The following is a 19,581-nucleotide window of genomic DNA, read 5'->3' as shown; positions in this document are numbered from 1 at the left end:
ATTCCTTGATTATTTTATGAAGTTCAATATTATTCTGCTGATAATCTTTTTACTTGCTAGAAAAAACATCCCGCGAAACATCGCAAAAAGAACAGGAAACACAAACACACACCTTCCCGCTTTCCCCTTTTATCGCCCTGATTATAGTACTGCTCCTACTTAGATTTATTAAATATATTCGATACCTTTGCCCCAAAAACAGATAAAAAGTAACGAATATGAATTATTACGAACTGAAATTCACATACGAATCGCCTGTCGAAACAACCGTTGTCAGCGACATTCTCGCCGCCGAACTGGGCGAGATCGGATTCGAGAGCTTCACCGAAAGCGAAGACGGGTTGCTGGCATACGTATCCGACTCATTATATAATGTAAATACATTACAGGACAAACTGAAGGAATTCCCGCTTGAAAACGTCGCCATCCATTACACCGCACAAGAGGTAGAAGGTAAAGACTGGAACGAGGAATGGGAAAAGAATTACTTCAAACCCATCCGTATCGGCAACGACTGCATCATCCGCGCCTCTTTCCACGAACCGGAGCCGGGCTATACATATAATATAATTATAGACCCGAAAATGGCATTCGGTACAGGCAACCACGAAACGACCTTCCTCATGATCAGCGAAATGCTGAAACTCGACCTTGAAGGTAAAGATCTGCTCGACATGGGATGCGGCACAGCCGTCCTGGCTATTCTGGCAAAGATGAAGAAAGCCGGCAAGGTAGTCGGTATCGACATTGACGAATGGGCTTACAACAATGCGCTTGAAAATATTCGCCTGAACAATACGGAAGATATACAGATTGCACTGGGCGGCGCCGAACAAATAACCGGATTCGGACAGTTCGACATCGTATTTGCCAATATAAACCGTAATATACTTTTGAACGATATCAAACACTATGTCAGCTGTATGAAGTCGGGGGCACTTCTTTTTATGAGCGGATTCTACACTCAGGACATTCCATTCATCCAGGAAGAATGCGAACGCAACGGACTGATATTCCAGTCTTACGAAGAAAAAAACAACTGGGTGGCCGTCAAAACGCAGAAGCCATAACTTTATTTAACAGTAAAAGTTAATGCAGAAATAAACCATCATCCAAAGAAAAGCGTTATTTTAGTAGACACATTTAAATGTAAGAGTTATGAAAAATGTAGATTCTAAGTTATTACTAGGTTTGGTAGTGGGTGCAGCAGTTGGTGCAGCAGTCGGATATCTGGCAGCTACCGATAAGAGAGAACAGTTACTGGAAGAATTGAACGGTGTAGTTGGAAAAGTAAAAGAAGGCTTTAATTCCGCTCTCGCCAAGTACAAAGAAGGTAAAGCTGAGGTAGTAAAAGCTACAGAAGAAATTGTAGCTGAATAATCATTTATGGAAAAGGATTCAGGAAAAATCTTTCGTGAGCTCAAAGACGATGTCTCGACTTACGTAGAATTAAAGCTTGAACTTTTAAAGTTAAGCACATACGAAAGGAGCGGCCAATTGATTGCCATTCTTTCGTATGGCTTAATTTTATTGTTCCTTGCTTTCTTTGCTATCCTGTTCATATTCCTGGCTTTAGGGTTCTTTATGGGAGATATATTCGGTTCGATGGGAACCGGGTTTGCCTTTGTGGCAGTGCTGTATCTCCTATTGATCGGGCTCATTATAATGAACAAAGGTAAAATCTGCAACACTGTACTCAACGTAGTGATCGCAGCATTAAACGGTAATGACGAAAAAGACGATGCAACAGATGCAAAACAAGCCACTGACACCGCTGGAGAAGCTGATTTCTGATAAAGAGCGTATCCGCAGGCAATGTGTTATACAGGAACAAAAACTGAATGACGACTTTTCTTATATCCAGGAAAATGCAGGAAGTCTGCTGATTTCCGGTTTTACCACCCTATTATTCCCGAACACTAAATCAAAAAAAACAGAATCCGCCGATCAGGCAACTTCACCCGTATCTCCCGCAGAAGCAGCAATCCCTATCGGCTTCTCGGATTATCTGAGCATAGCACAAGGACTTCTTCCCGTTGCATGGGACGTTGCAAAGCCTTTTTTGCTTACTTGGGGAATACGAAAGGCTCAAAGCTGGTTTACAGGCTTATTGTTCAAGAAAAAGAAATAGCCGTGAACAATTAATTTATGTTAGAGGGCATATTTTTCTCTACATAATAAATGTAAAATAGAAAAAACATGACTACATTTGCAGTCGTTAAAAACAAGGATAAATAATGAAACATAGTATTTCTCTTTTGATCGCATTCACAGGAATGCTCCTGATGTTGGTTTCGTGTGCAACTCCTTGTGGCTGTTAAATGGATTTTACGTAATATTTTTAATAAACCCATAAAAGTTTTATTACAATGATTAAAGTAGGTATTAACGGTTTCGGCCGTATCGGACGTATGGTGTTCCGTGCTGCAGTTAAAAACTTCGGCAATGATATTCAGATCGTAGGTATCAACGACTTGTTGGATGCTGATTATTTGGCATACATGCTGAAATATGATTCAGTACACGGCCGTTTCGATGGTACAGTTGCTGTAGAAGGTAACAATTTGGTTGTAAACGGTAACAAAATCCGTTTGACTGCAGAAATGGATCCTGCTAACCTGAAATGGAACGAAGTTGGTGCTGACGTTGTAGTTGAATCAACTGGTTTCTTCCTGACAGACGAAACAGCTCGCAAACATATCCAGGCTGGTGCAAAGAAAGTTATCATGTCTGCTCCTTCTAAGGACGCTACTCCTATGTTCGTTTATGGTGTTAACCATACTTCTTACGCAGGTCAGGACATCATCTCTAACGCTTCTTGTACTACTAACTGCTTGGCTCCTATCGCTAAAGTATTGAACGACAAGTTCGGTATCGTTAAAGGTTTGATGACTACAGTTCACGCTGCTACTGCAACTCAGAAGACAGTAGACGGTCCTTCTAAGAAAGACTGGAGAGGTGGCCGTGGTATCCTTGAAAACATCATCCCTTCTTCTACAGGTGCTGCTAAGGCTGTAGGTAAAGTTCTGCCGGTATTGAACGGTAAACTGACAGGTATGGCTTTCCGCGTTCCGACTTCTGACGTTTCTGTTGTTGACTTGACAGTTGTTCTGGACAAACCGGCTACAGTTGAAGATATCAACGCTGCTATGAAAGAAGCTTCTGAAGGCGAATTGAAAGGTGTACTGGGCTATACAGAAGATGCAGTTGTTTCAACTGACTTCCGTGGCTGCGCTATGACTTCAATCTTCGACTCTAAAGCTGGTATCTCTTTGGATGCTAACTTCGCTAAGATCGTATCTTGGTACGATAACGAATGGGGTTATTCAAACAAAGTTTGTGAAATGGCTCGCGTTATCGCTGGTAAGTAATCAAAATACAAATCAGTATATGGAAGCCGTCCGCTGCAAAGTGGACGGCTTTTTTTGTATCTTTGTCATGTAAATGAAAACATATCAACTTATAACGATACTTGGGCCGACCGCTTCCGGTAAAACTCCTTTTGCCGCAGCCCTGGCCGACCGGCTGGATACGGAAATAATCAGTGCCGACTCCCGCCAGATCTACCGTGGCATGGATATAGGCACCGGAAAAGACCTGGCAGATTATACTGTCAACGGCAAGCCCGTCCCCTATCACCTGATCGACATCTGTGATCCGGGATATAAATACAACGTTTTTGAATACCAGCACGATTTCTTCCGCGCCTATCAGGATATACGGGAAAAAGGGAAACTACCTGTCCTCTGCGGTGGCACGGGCATGTATATCGAGGCCGTACTAAAAGGTTATAAACTGCTCGACGTTCCTCAAAATCCGGAACTACGTGAGTCATTAAAAGAGAAATCACTCGCAGAGCTGGAACAAATACTGTCTACCTACAAGGTTTTACACAACAAAACCGATGTAGATACAGCCCAGAGAGCTATCCGGGCTATAGAAATCGAAGAGTATTACAAGGCGCAAGCCCCCGATACCAACGAATATGATCCGATCGACAGCCTGATCATCGGCATAGATATAGACCGTGAGCTACGCCGTGAAAAAATATCCAAACGATTACGTGCGCGTTTGGACGAAGGCATGGTTGACGAAGTAAAAGGAATCATCGACTCGGGCGTAAAACCGGAAGATCTTATTTACTACGGACTGGAATACAAGTATCTGACATTATATATCATCGGTGAACTTTCATACGAAGAGATGGTTTCACAACTGGAGATAGCCATCCACCAGTTTGCCAAGCGGCAAATGACCTGGTTCCGCGGAATGGAACGCCGGGGATGCACGATCCACTGGATCGATGCCACCCTGCCGACCGAGGAAAAGATAGAAAGGACATTGGAATTATTGAACCAACAATTATGATAACAGTAAACGATTTTAAGAATAAAGAAAACTTCTTCCTGATGGCCGGTCCTTGTGTGATCGAAGGAGAAGATATGGCGCTGCGAATCGCAGAGAAGGTAGTTGGTATTACTGAAAAGCTGAATATACCATACATCTTTAAAGGTTCATACCGTAAAGCCAACCGTTCCCGCCTGGACTCGTTCACCGGGATCGGCGATGAGAAAGCACTGAAGATACTGCGTAAAGTAGGCGAAACATTCAATATCCCTACCGTAACAGATATCCACGAAAACCACGAGGCAGCAATGGCCGCCGAGTATGTGGATGTATTGCAAATCCCTGCTTTCCTCTGTCGACAGACCGACCTGTTGGTGGCAGCCGCGAAGACCGGAAAGATAGTCAATATCAAGAAAGGACAGTTCCTTTCGCCGGGAGCCATGCAGTTCGCCGTACAGAAAGTGGCCGATGCAGGCAACGACAACATCATGGTTACGGAACGCGGGACGACATTCGGCTACACCGACCTGGTTGTCGATTATCGCGGCATTCCGGAAATGCAGACATTCGGTTATCCGGTTATCATGGATGTAACCCATTCCCTGCAACAGCCCAACCAGACATCAGGCGTAACAGGTGGTCTGCCCGCATTGATAGAAACGATCGCTAAAGCAGCCATCGCCGTAGGAGCAGACGGTCTCTTTATCGAAACACACCCGGAACCCTCCAAGGCAAAATCCGACGGTGCCAATATGTTGCAACTGGATCTGCTGGAAGGCCTATTGACACGCCTGGTTCGTATCCGCGAAGCTATCAGGTAAACAGTCGCTTAATCACAAAAAGAAAGGGCTTTCGATCGACGAAAGCCCTTTCTTTTATATTCTCAAAATACCAGGTCTTTATTATCCCATCTTACTAATCTTCCTCAACTTATCGTCGTCAATCAACTTGATCTTACGTCCGTCGATAGCGATGATACGCTCAGAGACAAAGGTGGACAGCGTCCGGATTGCGTTGGAAGTAGTCATGTTCGACAAGTTGGCCAAGTCTTCACGGGATAGGTAGATACTCAGGGTAGCACCGTCCTCTTCCAACCCGTAACTGTCTTTCAGGAATAACAAAGATTCTGCCAGACGACCCCGGATATGCTTCTGCGTAAGGTTCACGGTACGTTCGTCCGCAACTCCCAAGTCGAACGATAGCTGGCGGATAAAGAACATGGCCAGATGCGGGTTACCCATTAACAATTCGGTAACAACCGTCATCGGTATCAGGCAAACTGAAGATGCTTCGAACGCAGAGGCATTCGTCAAATAGTTCTCCTGAGCAAAGTTTGCGCGATAACCAAAATATTGTACAGGCTTGATCATACGAATAATCTGACTTCGACCGCCAACTCCTTCTTTAAAGATCTTCACCTTGCCTTTTAGTAAGCACATCATGTCCCTTGGTTCGTCGCCCTCGCAATAGATCAACTCGTTACGTTTGAAATGCTGGATCGTCGAATTATTACGGAGAATCTCCCGTTCTTTATCGGTCAGAACTCTCCATACTTCTGCTAAACTGGCCGATAGATCGACCTCTTCTTTTTGTTGTTTAACCACGACTGTTTTATAACATACTTGTGAAGCACAAATGTACAACTTTTCTTTTGAATTAGTAAAATGTTTAATACGATAAATTGTATTTTAGATTACATTTTACTTTCTTTTACTACAAATTCAAATTTTATTCGTTACGTTTGCAGCAAAAGGGGTGATAATTTGTTGAAAAGATACGTTTTGATATTTGCTCTGATTTTGTTTACTATAACTGCTTTCGCCAAACCGGAAAGTGGTTATAGAAGTAAGTTGTTGCCTGACTCAAAAGAGAAAACAGAGTCGTCCGTAAGAGCCGACTCCATTATGAAAGAAGTGATTAGGAACGCTGAAAAATACCAGCATGTACTGTCAAAATACGAAGCGGAGATATACATTAAAGGACGCACGGAAATACTCAAACACAACTTCCTGTTACGCTTCGGGCACCATCTTTTCCCCGTCGACTGGAAGAACAAAGACATGATCTTCGAGATGGTAAGTTACTCCAAGTTCAATGCTCCGAACAGTTTCCAGCATAATTTCCAGGCAGTAAACGGGAATAGTATCCCCAACAGTAAAAAACAACAGGAGGCTTTGAGCTTCCTCAACCTGAATGTATATTCCTCGACGATCTACAACGAAGGCATCATCACGCCCATGACTCAAAACGCATCCAAATTTTACTCCTTCAATCTCGAGGAAGTCTCCGATACGACCGGCATAAAGATCTACAAGATACGGTTCATGCCCAAGCTATGGAGCCAGAAGTTGATTTGCGGGGATCTGTACATCCGCGACAAGTCATGGATCATCGATAAGATAGATGTGAACGGTCGCTTCGACTTTGCTGAGTTCAACCTGGTAATGACATTCGGAAGGGATTACCGCCGGTTCATCCTTCCGGACAAGGCCAGTCTGTTCCTGCGTTATCATGTATTGGGTAATGCTATTGCCACCAGCTATCATTCTTCGTTTAAATACAACGCAATCGAGTGGGTAGAAGAAGACAATGAAAGTAAGAAATGGAAGTCACTCGACCTTACCGGATACTACAAGCTTTCGTCCGATACCGTCCCCATTATCACCGATACAGCATTTTGGAACAAGGAACGCGACCTGCCACTCACTCCAGATGAGGAAAGACTCTACCAGATAGCCGAGAAGAAGAAGAAAAATGAACAGGAAACGGATACCGCCAATATCACCAAGTACCTGAAGCTGACGGAAAAGTTCACCAACACGATCAGCATGGACTACAAGACGACCCGTCTTAAATATTCGGGTATATTCAATCCGTTCCAACTGGGTTACTCCGGACACAACGGTATCACGTACAGGCAGCGTCTGCGTATCAGTAAAACATTCAACAAAGACCGCCAGCTTCGTTTCCGCCCGGATGTCGGTTTCGTATTCAAAAGGAAAGAAATATTTTTCAGCGTAAACGGCGACTGGGAGTACCAGCCCGAAAAGAAAGGTATACTCAGTATTTCAGTCGGTAACGGTAACCAAAGTTATTCGTCGGCTATCATGAAAGATATCAACGAACAACTCAAAGACTCATCGTTCAACTTTGATGACCTGAATCTCGAGTACTTCAAACATTACTATGCTGAAATACGAAATAACATAGAACTGTTCAACGGTTTTCAACTCTGGACCGGTGTCACCTACCACCGCCGTATCCCGGTGAAAAAAGGCAGCAATATAACAGATCCCGGCGAAGGAGTGGAAGAGCTGATCAATGAAAACTATCACGATTTCACACCTGTTATCGGTATCTCCTATACTCCCCGGCAGTATTACTGGATGGATGGATACCGGAAAGAATATCTGTATTCCCACTATCCTACCATATCCGTCGAGTTTGCCCGGGCGATACCCGGAGTAGGCAAGAGTACCGGTGATTATGCGCGTATAGAGGCTGATATTCATCAAAGTATCCCTTTAGGATTGGCCAGGAAGCTGAATTATCATCTTAGCGGTGGAATGTATCTAAACCCGAAGTCGATCTATTTTGCTGACTTCCGTTATTTTTCGCGCCGGCAATTCCCGGAATCATGGGGGGATGAGTTCGGAGGTGTATTCAATCAGTTAAGAAGTTTTTGGTTTAATGCATCCGACAAATACGTACAAGGTCACCTGATGTATGAGAGCCCTTTTATCCTGTCGCAGTTATTCAAGAAAAAGACGTCCAAATATATCTTGTCCGAACGTTTTTATTTCAGCCAACTTTGGACACCTGTTCTTCCTAGCTACACGGAGGTGGGATATGGTTTCGGTAACCATATCTTCAACGCCGCCCTATTTGCCGGCTTCGACAGGTGGAAGTACCAGAATATCGGTGTCAAATTCGCCTTTGAATTGTTTCAATGATGTGCCTGCGGACGGACAATCATAATCCCGCTATTCCGCTTGATACCTTCCACATACTCCTGCAAAGGGGCTTCATTGACTATTACCTTCTTCAGTGTAGTGGAAGCATGGATAAAAGTCAACTTCTCTCCTACCCGGCAAACGACACCGACATGGGATATATCCAGCCCTTTTATCGTAGTGACGAAGCAGACGATATCGCCGTCTTTGATGCCGGCAGACAGCTTGTCTATATCTGTTTCCGGAATATAATAATAAGAGCGTGCATTGATTTCCTTTTCTTTGGAGGCGATCTTCGCGACAAGCGCCGGATTCTCTTTCAACGACTTGTAACTATCCGGGTGAGTCGACATAAAAGAGACGTCGACAGGAAGGGAGATCCCTCCGATTTCCCGGGTTACATCTTTCACGATGCCTTTCCGTTGATTCTCAAATATCCAGTCTGTCGTATAATGCAAACGGTCTGCGTAATCATGAATTTCCCCGTTACGATAACGGAGGGTTTGCAGATTCTTACAAAACTCTTCAAAGGAAGGAGAAACAGATTGCATAGTCCTCGTTAATGCGATGACATTCTCTACCAACGTCATACAATCCATTTCCCGAAGGTTGATGACTAATCCCTCCGGTTCCTTTTCCAAAGTAGCGGCCACATAAGGGGCATTCAGGAAAAAACGGGCCGTTTTAACCATCAACTCTCCGGTCGGCAATGACTTATTTTGGGCCATCTCCGCAACATATCGGTCAAAGACAACACGGTCTTCATCGGTACAATATATTTTATCGGCAGCTTGCACACGAAAAAAGAAAAAACAAGTAAAAAGCAAGAAATAGATTATTTTCATAAATTCATTATTTGTCAGATTTAAGCTATCTTTCTATACTTTAGTTTTCAACTGGTCTTCCAACTTAATCAGCTCATCCCTAAACTGTGCAGCCTCGATAAAGTCAAGCTTCTTGGCAGCTTCGGTCATTTGCTTCTTGGTTCGTTCGATGGCCTTTTCAAGCTGCGAACGGTTCATATACTGAACAACCGGATCGGCAACCAAGCTTGGTTCCGGTTCGATATAAGCATACGGTTCGGCGGTAGCCTGCTTTTCACCCAGGAGGGAGACACTATTTTTTACTACCTGCTTAGGAGTAATGCCATGCAGTTCGTTATAAGCCAACTGCTTCTCGCGGCGACGGGTCGTTTCGTCCATCGTCAGTTTCATACTCGCTGTTATCTTATCGGCATAGAAGATAACTTTTCCGTTCACGTTACGGGCTGCACGTCCGGCTGTCTGCGTCAGAGAACGGTGGGAACGGAGGAAGCCTTCTTTATCGGCATCCAGGATAGCAACCAAAGAAACTTCCGGCAAGTCGAGCCCCTCACGTAACAGGTTGACTCCGATCAGGACATCAAAAAGGCCTTTCCTCAGATCATCCATGATCTGGATACGATCCAACGTATCGACATCGCTATGGATATAGTTACAACGTATTCCCATACGGGTCAGATACGTTGTCAGCTCTTCCGCCATCCGCTTGGTAAGGGTTGTCACCAACACACGCTCATCGATAGCCGAGCGCTGGATGATCTCTTCCATCAAATCGTCGATCTGGTTCAACGTCGGGCGCACTTCGATCACCGGGTCAAGAAGTCCGGTCGGACGGATCACCTGATCCACCACGATACCTTCGCTCTTCTCCAATTCGTAGTCGGCAGGCGTTGCACTGACGTAAATGGCTAACGGGGTAAGCGATTCAAACTCATCAAACATCAGCGGACGGTTATCCATCGCGGCGGGCAGACGGAAGCCATATTCCACCAGGTTCTTTTTACGCGAATAGTCACCTCCGTACATCGCACGGATCTGCGGGATCGTCACATGGCTTTCATCGACAACCAGCATAAAGTCTTTCGGGAAATAGTCGAGCAGGCAGTAGGGACGATCACCCGCCCCACGCCCGTCGAAGTAACGGGAATAGTTCTCGATACCCGAACAATGCCCCAACTCACGGATCATCTCGAGGTCGAAAGTGACACGTTCGTACAAACGTTTCGCTTCATAATGCTTGCCAATCTCCTTCAGGAAGTTCACCTGCGTACCGAGGTCGACATCTATCTGGCCAATAGCCGCGTTGATACGTTCCTGGGTAGTGACGAATAGGTTAGTCGGATAGATGTTCAGTTCATCCTGCTCGTCTATCTCCTGCCCTGTCTTCGGATCGAAAGAGGACAGGCGGTCGATCTCGTCTCCCCAAAATTCTATGCGGTAAGCCACACCGTCGAATGTTTCGATGGCGGGGAAGATATCGACCGTATCACCGTTCACACGGAAACAGCCGCTATTAAACTCCAGTTTGTTGTTCACATACAACGCATCGACAAAACGCCGCAATAACTTATCGCGGTCGATCTGCATCCCTTTTTCCAGATGAGTCACCTTTTCAGCAAAAGCCGTCGGGTCTGCCATACCATAGAGGCAGGAGACGGAAGAAACTACGATCACATCCTTTCTGCCCGATAACAGAGATGCGGTCGTACGCAAGCGGAGTTTATCGATTTCCTCGTTGATCTGCAAGTCTTTCTCGATATAGGTATCGGAAGAAGGCAAATAGGCTTCCGGCTGATAATAATCGTAGTATGAGACAAAATATTCTACGGCATTATTAGGAAAGAAGGCCTTAAACTCGCTATACAGCTGGGCTGCCAGCGTCTTGTTATGACTCAATATCAGCGTAGGCCGTTGCACCTCTTTAATAACGTTGGCAATAGTAAAGGTTTTCCCGGAACCAGTAACACCGAGCAGTGTCTGGAAAGGCACACCACTCTCTATGCCCTCCGTAAGAGCCGCTATTGCTTCCGGCTGATCTCCCGTAGGGCTGAATGGTGAAGATAATTCAAAATTCATTCTTAATAAAAAGTCTTTTTAGGTATAACTAACCAAAGGATAAAATAGGCTATCACTCCGGAAAACATTGTAAATAGACTCAACAGGATGTATCCCACACGGACCAGCGTCGGATCCAAATCAAAGTAATCCGCTATGCCGGCACATACACCGGCAATCATTCCGTTATTCGAACGGGTAAGTCTTTTAGGTTCTTCTTCCATGATCTGTCATTTTAGTTTTGTAAAGATACTAATTATATATATATGGTAGAAGAGATCAGGCTACAAATTGAACCAGTAATTCATCTTCAGCATAAAAGTATTGGTAGCCGGAAGACCGAACATCCGGTCGAGGTTACTCCCCCAGCCGCTTACCATCTGGTTATCCTGGTTAGACATACGGTGTTCCCATACAAAATAAAGTGTAGATCCCGGCAGATACTCCCACCGTGCCACGAGGTTGGAACGAAATTCATTAAAACTGAAATCTGGGTTCCTGAACGAAGCCTCCCCTTTTCCGCTCTTTATCCCGTAAACGCCATCGGCATAACTGATCTCGTCGGCAGTAAAGAGGTGGAAACGATTGTCGTAAGTATGCGAACGGGTATCGGCCGCCTCCTTGAAGCCGCTGAACTTTGCTGTCGACGTAAACGGAGAACCATAGAACTGGATGGAAATATCCGGTGTGACATTTACCTGTAACTTCATAGTCAATCCATACGTTTTCTGCTTCATATGCCCCATCAGGTAGATCAGCGAAAGATCGCCCGGGGAGGCAGATGCATCCGAGGGCAGTAATGTTCCGACATACTGCATGTTGTCCATATTCCAGGCATAATCTACCTGTCCGGATAAATAGACATGGTTCCCCAAGCGGAAGGTAAGACTCGGCATCAGCGTATTGAAGCGGTTATATCCGTCGAGGTTATGATTTCCTTCATATTTGAGCATGAACATCATCCGCTGGGCCTTATCCGTATTGACTTTTACGGAGGTCTGGAAATAAGGATCGAAACGCATATCAGGCCCCCCACGAAGCATGCGGCTGTCGAGACGGTTCCAGACAAAAGTTTCTTTCATATCCATTTCGTAACGGTTCATCGTCATACTCTGCCAGCGAAGAGCCAGGTCGTTACTAAAAGGCGTCCCCCCGTAATTCCATTGATTTTTCTGGGTAACGGTAAAAGCGTTATAACGGAATATTTTCCAGATATCGGTCTGTCGGTAAGCAATCTCCGTCTCATTCGTCCGGTTATCGGTTTCTTTCATATATCCCATATCGTTGAGGTCGAAACCTGGAGACGACCAACTGAATGTTTCCGAGAAAGCCCATTTGGCATTCCCCTTTCGTCCGGCTTTCACATATCCGCCCGTCCCGTTCAGGGAACGGCGGTCCGGATCGACTCCCAGGTAGCCGACTGCCGATGCCCGCTGGTAATAATGCACCGGGTTCGTTTGCAGGAGGGTAATCGCCTTCTTGCTACCGTTCAGCGAGCTGACCATCCCTTTCACATCGATATAATAAAGTCGGTTCTTAAAATACTGGGTAAAATCGATACCGGCGGTAAAGGCGTTGCGTACCATGAAATCTTCCAGGTAAGGTTGTTCCAAGGCCCGGTTAACGGAGGTTATCATTCCTCCCAGCAGGCTGTTTCCTTTCCAGTTTTTCTGGACACGTGCCACGGTGTAATTGGTCAGGGGTTCCACCACTTCGACATCTTCCACCCCGCTACGGGTCACCTTAGCCGACGAGCGGGCTGTGACGCTCTGCACCACTCCGATCGTCACACCCTGCCGGTTCGTGCCCGTCAATTTCAGAGCACCGATAATAGGAACGTTCTCTTTACTGTCGGCAAAACTGTTTATATTGTCTATCCCTTGCGGTGTATAGGAAGGGGCTGCTCCGATACGGCGGGTGTAAAACATCATATCGTTGCCGTTGGCAAAATCGAGGATATGTTTTCCTTCCAGGAAGAAAGGACGCTTCTCGTCGTAAAAGGTTTCGTAAGCGGTCAGATTCATCACCGAAGGGTCGAGTTCGACCTGCCCGTAATCCGGGTTGATCGTCAGGTCCAGCGTAAAATCGGAAAGGGCGAACTTGGCGTCGAGGCCGACATTCCCTCCCCAGCTATGCCCCTTCTGGTAAGGACTTCCGGGTATCTTCGGTTCGTTGCGGTATTTTCCCATCACATAGGGGAGAAACTCGATGCCTCTCGGTTTGGGAAGATCGGTCATCCCGTGCATTTCTCCGAAGGAAAAGACATGGCCGTTGTTCTTCAAAGGGATCATGCTCCAGTTCTGCACTTCGTTGTTCCGGCGGATGATACGGCGCACATGAAGCCCCCATATCCCATCTTCCGAATGCTGGTTATACCGGAGCTGGCTGAACGGGATGCGTAACTCGGCCGTCCAGCTCGAATCCGGCAGATTGATATGTGTCTTCCCTTCCCAGACAGCGTTCCAGCTGAGGTTGACATTCAATTTATCTGTTACAACCAGGTCGGTCTTGTTTCCCCCCAGGTTGATGTTGAATTCAGGAGCGGCCCGGTAATCATGATAGGTGTCGAAAGCCACGCTGATCAGGTCACCCATACTGTTATCGTCTCGGTTCCCGATAAAAGGGATCATCTTATCCGGGCGGATATCTTTACAATAGACACCTACGTAGATGTATTTGTTATCGTAGAACAATTTGACACGGGTCGGGGAATCCGGTATACCGCGTTCGTAAGGAATGATCTGGACAAAGCGGTCGGACCACTCCCCTTGCTTCATCCAGAAATCTTCGTCCAGGCGTCCGTCCATCACCGGCTTCGTTCCTGTCACTTTCGTTATATTATAGATGCGCTTGTAAGCGTCTTTGAACGGGACAATAGAGTCCTGCTGTGCATGACAGAAGGCACAGAGTGACAGGAAAAGGGTAACAAAGGATGGCCGGTGTTTCATTCTATATCAGATGTAAGCGGCCACTTTATTCCGGTCGGTTTCCACTGTTTCAAACTCAGAAGAAACGATACTGCTGCCCATCGGGACATTTTCGTTCCGATACTCCATCTTGCTGTACACGATACTACGGGCAGAAGTATGGAACTCCTTCGCTCCGGTTTCGGTTTCGATCCGGGCGATATTATTTTCGCGCACGCCGCATCCCGGCATAATAATGATACGTTCGTCGGCACGCTTCACCAGTTCGGCGATGAGGGGGATACCTTTCACGGCATCCGATTGTTGGCCGGAAGTAAGGATACGGTCGCACCCTAGGTCTATCAGCTGCTCCAGGGCTGTGAAGGGATCACGGCAGACATCAAAGGCCCGGTGGCAAGTGACGGATAATGGCTTGGCCGCCTCCATCAGGCGACGCATGAGGGGGATGTCGATATCGCCCTCTTTCGTCAGGCATCCGAACACGACACCGTGCACCTTCAGTTGTTTACATAATTCAATATCGAGCAACATGGAGTCTATTTCGGCCGGAGTGTACAGGAAGTCACCACCACGCGGACGAATGATTACGTTTATATCGATCGACGAAGTGAGAGCCTGAGCCGTTTTGATTTCGCCATAACTCGGGGTGGTTCCCCCTTCCGGTATGCCGGCACAAAGTTCCACACGTTTAGCTCCTCCGGCTTCAGCCTCCACACAGCTTTGTGCCGAGTTGGCACATATCTCGATTATTCGGGTCGGTTTCATTGATATTCTTTTTATCATATTATTAGATATACAAAGATACGATAAATTAACGAAACCAAGATAAATATAGCGGACGCTGTCGCACAAAGTTACATTACCCTCACAGATGTTATTACGGTGGAAGATGAAACCTAATTGTGCGTTTAATAAATATCACTACATTTGCATTGCATAAAACAGCAAAAGAATGAACTCAGAAAAATTAAAGGGTCACATACTGATCCTGATAGCCAATATACTATTCGCTATCAATATGCCTATATCTAAGTACTTGTTGCCGACACATGTTCAGCCCGAATCACTGACTATCATGCGAATGAGTTCTGCTTGCCTGCTGTTTTGGATAGCATCTCTCTTTGTGAAACGGGAAAAGGTGACGATGAAAGACCTGGGTCTGCTTTTCGTTTGTGCCCTTTGCGGGGTCGGGTTCAACCAGGGGTTGTTTATTATCGGGCTGAACCGTACATCTCCGGTGGATGCTTCCATAATCGCTACGGCCGTTCCCATCTTCGTTATGCTGCTGGCTGCCGTTATTTTGAAAGAACCGATTACAAAGATGAAAGCTTTCGGTGTATTATTAGGCTGCTGCGGTGGTGTTTCCTTAATATTGGCCTCCACACATAACTCGGGACAGGCCAGCGGACTTACAGGGAACCTGATGATCACGACCAGTGCAATCATCTATTCTATCTATCTGGTCCTATCCAAACCGTTGAGTTTACGTTACTCGGCCGTGACGATGATGAAGTGGATGTTTCTTTTTTCCACGCTCGTATTGTTGCCCTTCACTTACCAGCATGTACTTGAAACCCCTGCTTTTCAACGGGAAATATTCGATATGAAAGAGATCGGGGCGATCAGCTTTGTCCTGATAGGCGCCACATTTATTCCTTACCTGTTGATACCGATGTCGTTGAAACGTATTCGTCCGACAACGGTGAGTATGTATAATTATGTACAACCGATCATCGCCTCGCTGATAACTGTTATGGTGGGACAAGATACATTTTCCTTCCAAAAAGTATTCTCGGCCGTCCTCGTTTTCGTAGGAGTTTATCTGGTAACCCAAAGTAAGAGCCGGGAAGATATGGAAAAAAGCAAGGCGCGTACAAATTAATATTAAACGAAATCATCCCTGCAACAATACGATTACGCATGAACAAACTATTCCTTTCCATCCTGGTTTTCCTTTTCGTTTTCAATATGAAAGTGGATGGTCAAACACCGCAAAAGCCCAAAGCGGATTACCCGTACCTGCTCTATCTTCCGAAAGATTACCCAACGAATAAGAAGGATTACCCGTTGGTTATCTACCTGGGCGGCGGTGCACAGAACGGGGATGACCTGAATAAACTGAAAGCCTATGGAATCCCTTATTATATAGAACAAGGGCATGAATACGATTTCATCATAGCCTCCCCGCAGTGTCCACAAAACAAATACTGGACAACCGAGAATTGGTTCGATTCATTGTATGCCGAATTAACTTCCAAATGCCGGATCGACACGACCCGGATTTATGTGACCGGTATCAGTAACGGTGGTTTCGGGACCTGGCAGGTAGCGATGGATTATCCCGACAGGTTTGCCGCGATTGTCCCCCTGTGCGGTGGTGTAAACGATAGCGATACTGCCAAAATCAGCAACCTGAAACAACTTCCCATCTGGACATTCCACGGGACAGCAGATGATATGATCCCAATAAATGAAACAGAAAGGGTTGTAAGCAAACTCGAGACGTATGGTCATATCCAGTTCACCCGCTTACCCGGTGAAGGACATGGGATCCAATACCTTTATAAAGATAATAAGATCTTTGACTGGCTGTTACAGCATCAGAAGAAAGAGTAGTCCTTACGGCAGTTACCCTGAACCTTTGTATATTTTATTTGTTTTATGCAATAAATATACGTCAAAACTATGGATACAGTAAGTCCCTCTAAAAAAACATCGGGCAATAGTATGGTATGGCTTATCGTTATACTGATCGTTGCTGTTGGTATTGCTTTCCTTTGGTGGTGGAACTACCGCAAATATATCTCGACCGACGATGCAAACCTCGATAGTTTCCGGGTTAGCGTTGCGGCGCAAGTTATGGCTCCGATGCTTAAACAGTATGCCTGGGAAGGCGATACGGTGAAAGCAGGTACGATTCTGGCCGAACTGGATAGCAGCACGGTTGTTGCTCAATTGCAGGAAGCCGTTGCACGCCGGGAGGAAATGGTTGCCAACCTAAAACTGGATAAAGAGAATCTCAACACGGCAATCAAGAACCTGAGCCTGGCAGAGATCGACTATCATCAGGCTGAAGTAAACTACCGCCGCGACAAAAAGTTATACGGAAGTGATGCTGTTTCACAGGAGACATTCCAGAATACGGAAGATACATATAAAAGTGCCGCCATAAAAGTGGATGTTGCCAAAGATCAAATCAAGATATCTCGGGCACGGATCTCCGCCGGAGAAGCAGTTATCGTTTCGGCAAATGCCGCTATCGAGTCCACCCGCGTATCCCTGGGATATTACCGGATCACGGCTCCGGTCGACGGGGTGATAGCTAAACGCTGGTCGCTGCCCGGCGATATCATCCAACCGGGACAAACACTTTTCACCATCAACGAAGGTAAAGACCTGTGGGTTGCCGTCTATCTCGAAGAGACTAAATTCGACCACATTAGGATGGGACAACCGGCAATCTTCACACTCGATGCCTTCCCCGACCTGACCTTCTCCGGAAAGATCTTCTATATAGGGACGAATACGGCCTCGGAATTTTCACTTATCCCTCCCAACAATGCTTCGGGTAATTATACGAAAGTAGCACAACGTATCCCCATAAAAATATCCATCGACAAGGCCGTAGGGAAAAGAGACAAAGTAGAAAAGCCGAAACTTGTCTCCGGAATGTCTGCAACCGTTAAGATCGAAAAGGAAAAGTCAAAGTAATGGACAAGACGGATAACACAAGCAACAGTTCGTATAAATGGCTGGTACTGGGCAATATTATGATCGGTACATTCATGGCTGTGCTCGACTCGACCGTTGTCAACACCGGACTGCCTGCCATTATGGGTACGCTCGGGGCAAGTATCAATACGGCCGAATGGGTGCTCACCGGTTATATGCTGGCAATCGCCAGTATCCTCCCGGCAGCAGCCTGGTTATCCGACCGCTTCGGATATAAAAAGATTTATTTTCTCTCCCTGTTGGTCTTCACTTTCGGCTCATTCATGTGCGGCAACTCCACCTCCATCGAGGAATTAATCTTCTGGCGCGTGATCGAAGGACTGGGCTGCGGGGCTATCATGCCGGTGGGTATGGCTATCGTGAGTAATGTATTCCCTCCTGAACAACGAGGGATGGCGCTGGGATTCTGGGCGATCGCTTCGGCAGCATCGGTATCGTTCGGCCCGTCTATCGGGGGTTATCTGGTAGATAATATGAATTGGAACTATATATTTTATGTAAACGTTCCGGTCGGGGCACTAGCCTTGTTCTTTACGGCTATTTTACAGAAAGAGTATAAAGCGCAGACGGTACAGCCTTTCGACATACCGGGATTTATTACATCCGGTATCTTCCTTCCCTTGTTCATGTACGGCCTGTCGGAAGTAAACTCGTCGACCAACACACAGGGATGGAATAGCCCGATAGTATTAGGTTCCATGTGGGTATCGGCTGTCGTGTTTATTCTGTTCATCTACTTCGAACTGACTGTGAAATACCCGCTTATCAACCTGCGTATATTCAAAGATCGTAATTTCGCACTCTCTAACCTAATGATGTTCATATTCGGTATCGGAATGTTCGGAAGTACGTTCCTGATTCCTCTTTACCTGCAAAATAATCTGGGATATTCAGCGTTTCAGGCTGGTATGTTCTTTATCCCGGTGGGGATCATCCAGGGTTTCTGTTCGCCCGCAGCCGGTGCTTTAGGACAAAAGATCAACCCGAAGATACTGATTGCGGTCGGACTGATCCTGATGTCACTCAGCTTCTATCTCAACTTTTACCTGTCTTTTCTTACGGAGAAATGGTATATCATGCTGAGTCTTTACCTGCGGGGCGTCGGCATGGGAATACTTTTCACCCCGTTATTAACCTTGTCGCTAGCCAAAATCGGAGTGGATATGATGGCACAGGCATCCAGCATCACCAATATCGTCCGCCAGATGGGTGGCAGCTTCGGCGTTGCAATCTTCAGCCACATGCTTACCGGGCGTACCAGTTATCATACGCAGCGTTATAGCGAAGCCTTGAACTATACCGGAGAAGTCTACCAGCAGACCATCGACAAGTTAAGTGCCTTCGCCTCACAAACCGCCGGAGCCACCGAACAGTCCGCCCGCTCTCTGGCCGAACAACTCATAACCAAACGGCTCGAACTCGAAGCATACATCGGCGGTATCAACGACGATTTCTACATCGCATTCATCGTCACAATGATTTGTATCCTCCCGGTTTTCTGGCTTCGCAGGGTGAGAAAAGAGAAAATAAAAAAACAATAGTAACCAACCTATCCTCTTTTCCTGTCAACTTTCCACTATTTTATCACTTTCTACTGAAAAAATGCTTGCATTTGAAAAATAATGTGTAATATTGCCCCTGCAATAAGATATGAAAACTAGAAAAAGAAAAGAATGATTGCAGGTATAGCATATTATACATGGGCATTGATGACCCCTTGGGGGGTTAGAATTTACAAATAAACAA

At 45.9% G+C, this 19,581-nt stretch carries 18 protein-coding genes; 12 read left to right on the top strand and 6 right to left on the bottom strand.

From position 1 onward, the window contains the following. The first annotated feature begins 218 nt into the window (after nt 1-218). The 7 genes from prmA to kdsA all read left to right on the top strand — a co-directional run bounded on the left by prmA (nt 219) and on the right by kdsA (nt 5,168). Nucleotides 219-1,070, top strand: coding sequence for a 50S ribosomal protein L11 methyltransferase (prmA, locus tag QZ076_RS13760; RefSeq protein ID WP_293713889.1), 852 nt, complete (start codon nt 219-221; stop codon nt 1,068-1,070). 88 nt (nt 1,071-1,158) lie between these two features. Continuing rightward, on the top strand, nt 1,159-1,380 hold the full coding sequence (locus tag QZ076_RS13755; RefSeq protein WP_028730468.1) for a YtxH domain-containing protein: 222 nt from the start codon (nt 1,159-1,161) through the stop codon (nt 1,378-1,380). 6 nt (nt 1,381-1,386) lie between these two features. Continuing rightward, entirely contained in the window at nt 1,387-1,794 is a 408-nt protein-coding gene (locus tag QZ076_RS13750) for a phage holin family protein (protein ID WP_293713884.1), read from the top strand. Further along, nucleotides 1,751-2,131, top strand: a complete 381-nt coding sequence (locus QZ076_RS13745; RefSeq protein ID WP_293713882.1) for a hypothetical protein — start codon at nt 1,751-1,753, stop codon at nt 2,129-2,131. The genes QZ076_RS13750 and QZ076_RS13745 overlap by 44 nt, the downstream gene beginning before the upstream one ends. 238 nt (nt 2,132-2,369) lie before the next feature. Further along, a complete protein-coding gene (gene gap / locus QZ076_RS13740) occupies nt 2,370-3,371 on the top strand; it encodes a type I glyceraldehyde-3-phosphate dehydrogenase (RefSeq protein ID WP_293713880.1) in 1,002 nt (333 codons plus the stop codon). 73 nt (nt 3,372-3,444) lie between these two features. Further along, complete coding sequence (gene miaA, locus QZ076_RS13735) at nt 3,445-4,368, top strand: tRNA (adenosine(37)-N6)-dimethylallyltransferase MiaA (RefSeq protein WP_293713878.1); 924 nt, start codon at nt 3,445-3,447, stop codon at nt 4,366-4,368. Continuing rightward, on the top strand, nt 4,365-5,168 hold the full coding sequence (gene kdsA, locus QZ076_RS13730) for a 3-deoxy-8-phosphooctulonate synthase (protein WP_293713876.1): 804 nt from the start codon (nt 4,365-4,367) through the stop codon (nt 5,166-5,168). The genes miaA and kdsA overlap by 4 nt, the downstream gene beginning before the upstream one ends. 81 nt (nt 5,169-5,249) lie before the next feature. Here the strand turns inward: kdsA and QZ076_RS13725 are convergent, their stop codons facing one another. Further along, complete coding sequence (locus QZ076_RS13725; RefSeq protein ID WP_075558185.1) at nt 5,250-5,951, bottom strand: Crp/Fnr family transcriptional regulator; 702 nt, start codon at nt 5,949-5,951, stop codon at nt 5,250-5,252. 189 nt (nt 5,952-6,140) lie between these two features. On the opposite strand from QZ076_RS13725, the gene QZ076_RS13720 reads away from it, so the two are divergent. After that, nucleotides 6,141-8,300: a DUF5686 family protein gene (locus QZ076_RS13720; RefSeq protein ID WP_293713894.1), complete on the top strand. Its 2,160-nt coding sequence runs from the start codon at nt 6,141-6,143 to the stop codon at nt 8,298-8,300. Here QZ076_RS13720 and QZ076_RS13715 read toward each other — a convergent pair. Genes QZ076_RS13715 through QZ076_RS13695 form a run of 5 tightly spaced genes read right to left on the bottom strand, consistent with a single transcriptional unit; the run spans nt 8,294 to nt 14,868 of the window. Continuing rightward, the gene (locus QZ076_RS13715) at nt 8,294-9,145 is read right to left on the bottom strand and encodes an N-acetylmuramoyl-L-alanine amidase-like domain-containing protein (protein ID WP_293713874.1); all 852 of its coding nucleotides are present in this window, start codon (nt 9,143-9,145) and stop codon (nt 8,294-8,296) included. The genes QZ076_RS13720 and QZ076_RS13715 overlap by 7 nt on opposite strands. Before the next feature lie 33 nt (nt 9,146-9,178). Beyond that, nucleotides 9,179-11,197 carry an excinuclease ABC subunit UvrB gene (gene uvrB / locus QZ076_RS13710; RefSeq protein WP_293713873.1) on the bottom strand — a complete coding sequence of 673 codons (2,019 nt, stop codon included), beginning with the start codon at nt 11,195-11,197 and terminating at the stop codon, nt 9,179-9,181. Nucleotides 11,198-11,199: 2 nt separating this feature from the next. After that, complete coding sequence (locus QZ076_RS13705; protein WP_075558188.1) at nt 11,200-11,400, bottom strand: PspC domain-containing protein; 201 nt, start codon at nt 11,398-11,400, stop codon at nt 11,200-11,202. Between the two features lie 60 nt (nt 11,401-11,460). Further along, a complete protein-coding gene (locus QZ076_RS13700; protein WP_293713871.1) occupies nt 11,461-14,124 on the bottom strand; it encodes a DUF5916 domain-containing protein in 2,664 nt (887 codons plus the stop codon). A gap of 6 nt (nt 14,125-14,130) precedes the next feature. Then, the gene (locus QZ076_RS13695; RefSeq protein WP_293713869.1) at nt 14,131-14,868 is read right to left on the bottom strand and encodes a copper homeostasis protein CutC; all 738 of its coding nucleotides are present in this window, start codon (nt 14,866-14,868) and stop codon (nt 14,131-14,133) included. A gap of 187 nt (nt 14,869-15,055) precedes the next feature. Between QZ076_RS13695 and QZ076_RS13690 the strand changes: the two genes are divergently transcribed. The 4 genes from QZ076_RS13690 (at nt 15,056) to QZ076_RS13675 (ending at nt 19,376) form a co-directional block, all read left to right on the top strand. After that, nucleotides 15,056-15,985: a DMT family transporter gene (locus tag QZ076_RS13690; RefSeq protein ID WP_293713867.1), complete on the top strand. Its 930-nt coding sequence runs from the start codon at nt 15,056-15,058 to the stop codon at nt 15,983-15,985. A gap of 38 nt (nt 15,986-16,023) precedes the next feature. After that, a complete protein-coding gene (locus tag QZ076_RS13685) occupies nt 16,024-16,719 on the top strand; it encodes a prolyl oligopeptidase family serine peptidase (RefSeq protein ID WP_293713865.1) in 696 nt (231 codons plus the stop codon). A 69-nt stretch (nt 16,720-16,788) separates the two neighbouring features. Beyond that, entirely contained in the window at nt 16,789-17,814 is a 1,026-nt protein-coding gene (locus QZ076_RS13680; RefSeq protein ID WP_293713863.1) for an HlyD family secretion protein, read from the top strand. Then, nucleotides 17,814-19,376: a DHA2 family efflux MFS transporter permease subunit gene (locus tag QZ076_RS13675; RefSeq protein ID WP_293713861.1), complete on the top strand. Its 1,563-nt coding sequence runs from the start codon at nt 17,814-17,816 to the stop codon at nt 19,374-19,376. The genes QZ076_RS13680 and QZ076_RS13675 overlap by 1 nt, the downstream gene beginning before the upstream one ends. The last annotated feature ends 205 nt before the right edge of the window (nt 19,377-19,581 follow it).

The sequence above is a fragment of the uncultured Parabacteroides sp. genome (genome assembly GCF_905196875.1).
Taxonomy (GTDB): domain Bacteria; phylum Bacteroidota; class Bacteroidia; order Bacteroidales; family Tannerellaceae; genus Parabacteroides.
This window is presented reverse-complemented; position numbering and strand designations above follow the sequence as displayed.

Excerpts from the sequence above, each read along its gene's own strand:
- prmA (WP_293713889.1), top strand. The coding sequence starts at position 219 with ATGAATTATTACGAACTGAAATTCACATACGAATCGCCTGTCGAAACA.
- QZ076_RS13755 (WP_028730468.1), top strand. The coding sequence starts at position 1,159 with ATGAAAAATGTAGATTCTAAGTTATTACTAGGTTTGGTAGTGGGTGCA.
- QZ076_RS13750 (WP_293713884.1), top strand. The coding sequence starts at position 1,387 with ATGGAAAAGGATTCAGGAAAAATCTTTCGTGAGCTCAAAGACGATGTC.
- QZ076_RS13745 (WP_293713882.1), top strand. The coding sequence starts at position 1,751 with ATGCAAAACAAGCCACTGACACCGCTGGAGAAGCTGATTTCTGATAAA.
- gap (WP_293713880.1), top strand. The coding sequence starts at position 2,370 with ATGATTAAAGTAGGTATTAACGGTTTCGGCCGTATCGGACGTATGGTG.
- miaA (WP_293713878.1), top strand. The coding sequence starts at position 3,445 with ATGAAAACATATCAACTTATAACGATACTTGGGCCGACCGCTTCCGGT.
- kdsA (WP_293713876.1), top strand. The coding sequence starts at position 4,365 with ATGATAACAGTAAACGATTTTAAGAATAAAGAAAACTTCTTCCTGATG.
- QZ076_RS13715 (WP_293713874.1), bottom strand. The coding sequence starts at position 9,145 with ATGAAAATAATCTATTTCTTGCTTTTTACTTGTTTTTTCTTTTTTCGT.
- uvrB (WP_293713873.1), bottom strand. The coding sequence starts at position 11,197 with ATGAATTTTGAATTATCTTCACCATTCAGCCCTACGGGAGATCAGCCG.
- QZ076_RS13705 (WP_075558188.1), bottom strand. The coding sequence starts at position 11,400 with ATGGAAGAAGAACCTAAAAGACTTACCCGTTCGAATAACGGAATGATT.
- QZ076_RS13700 (WP_293713871.1), bottom strand. The coding sequence starts at position 14,124 with ATGAAACACCGGCCATCCTTTGTTACCCTTTTCCTGTCACTCTGTGCC.
- QZ076_RS13695 (WP_293713869.1), bottom strand. The coding sequence starts at position 14,868 with ATGAAACCGACCCGAATAATCGAGATATGTGCCAACTCGGCACAAAGC.
- QZ076_RS13690 (WP_293713867.1), top strand. The coding sequence starts at position 15,056 with ATGAACTCAGAAAAATTAAAGGGTCACATACTGATCCTGATAGCCAAT.
- QZ076_RS13685 (WP_293713865.1), top strand. The coding sequence starts at position 16,024 with ATGAACAAACTATTCCTTTCCATCCTGGTTTTCCTTTTCGTTTTCAAT.
- QZ076_RS13680 (WP_293713863.1), top strand. The coding sequence starts at position 16,789 with ATGGATACAGTAAGTCCCTCTAAAAAAACATCGGGCAATAGTATGGTA.
- QZ076_RS13675 (WP_293713861.1), top strand. The coding sequence starts at position 17,814 with ATGGACAAGACGGATAACACAAGCAACAGTTCGTATAAATGGCTGGTA.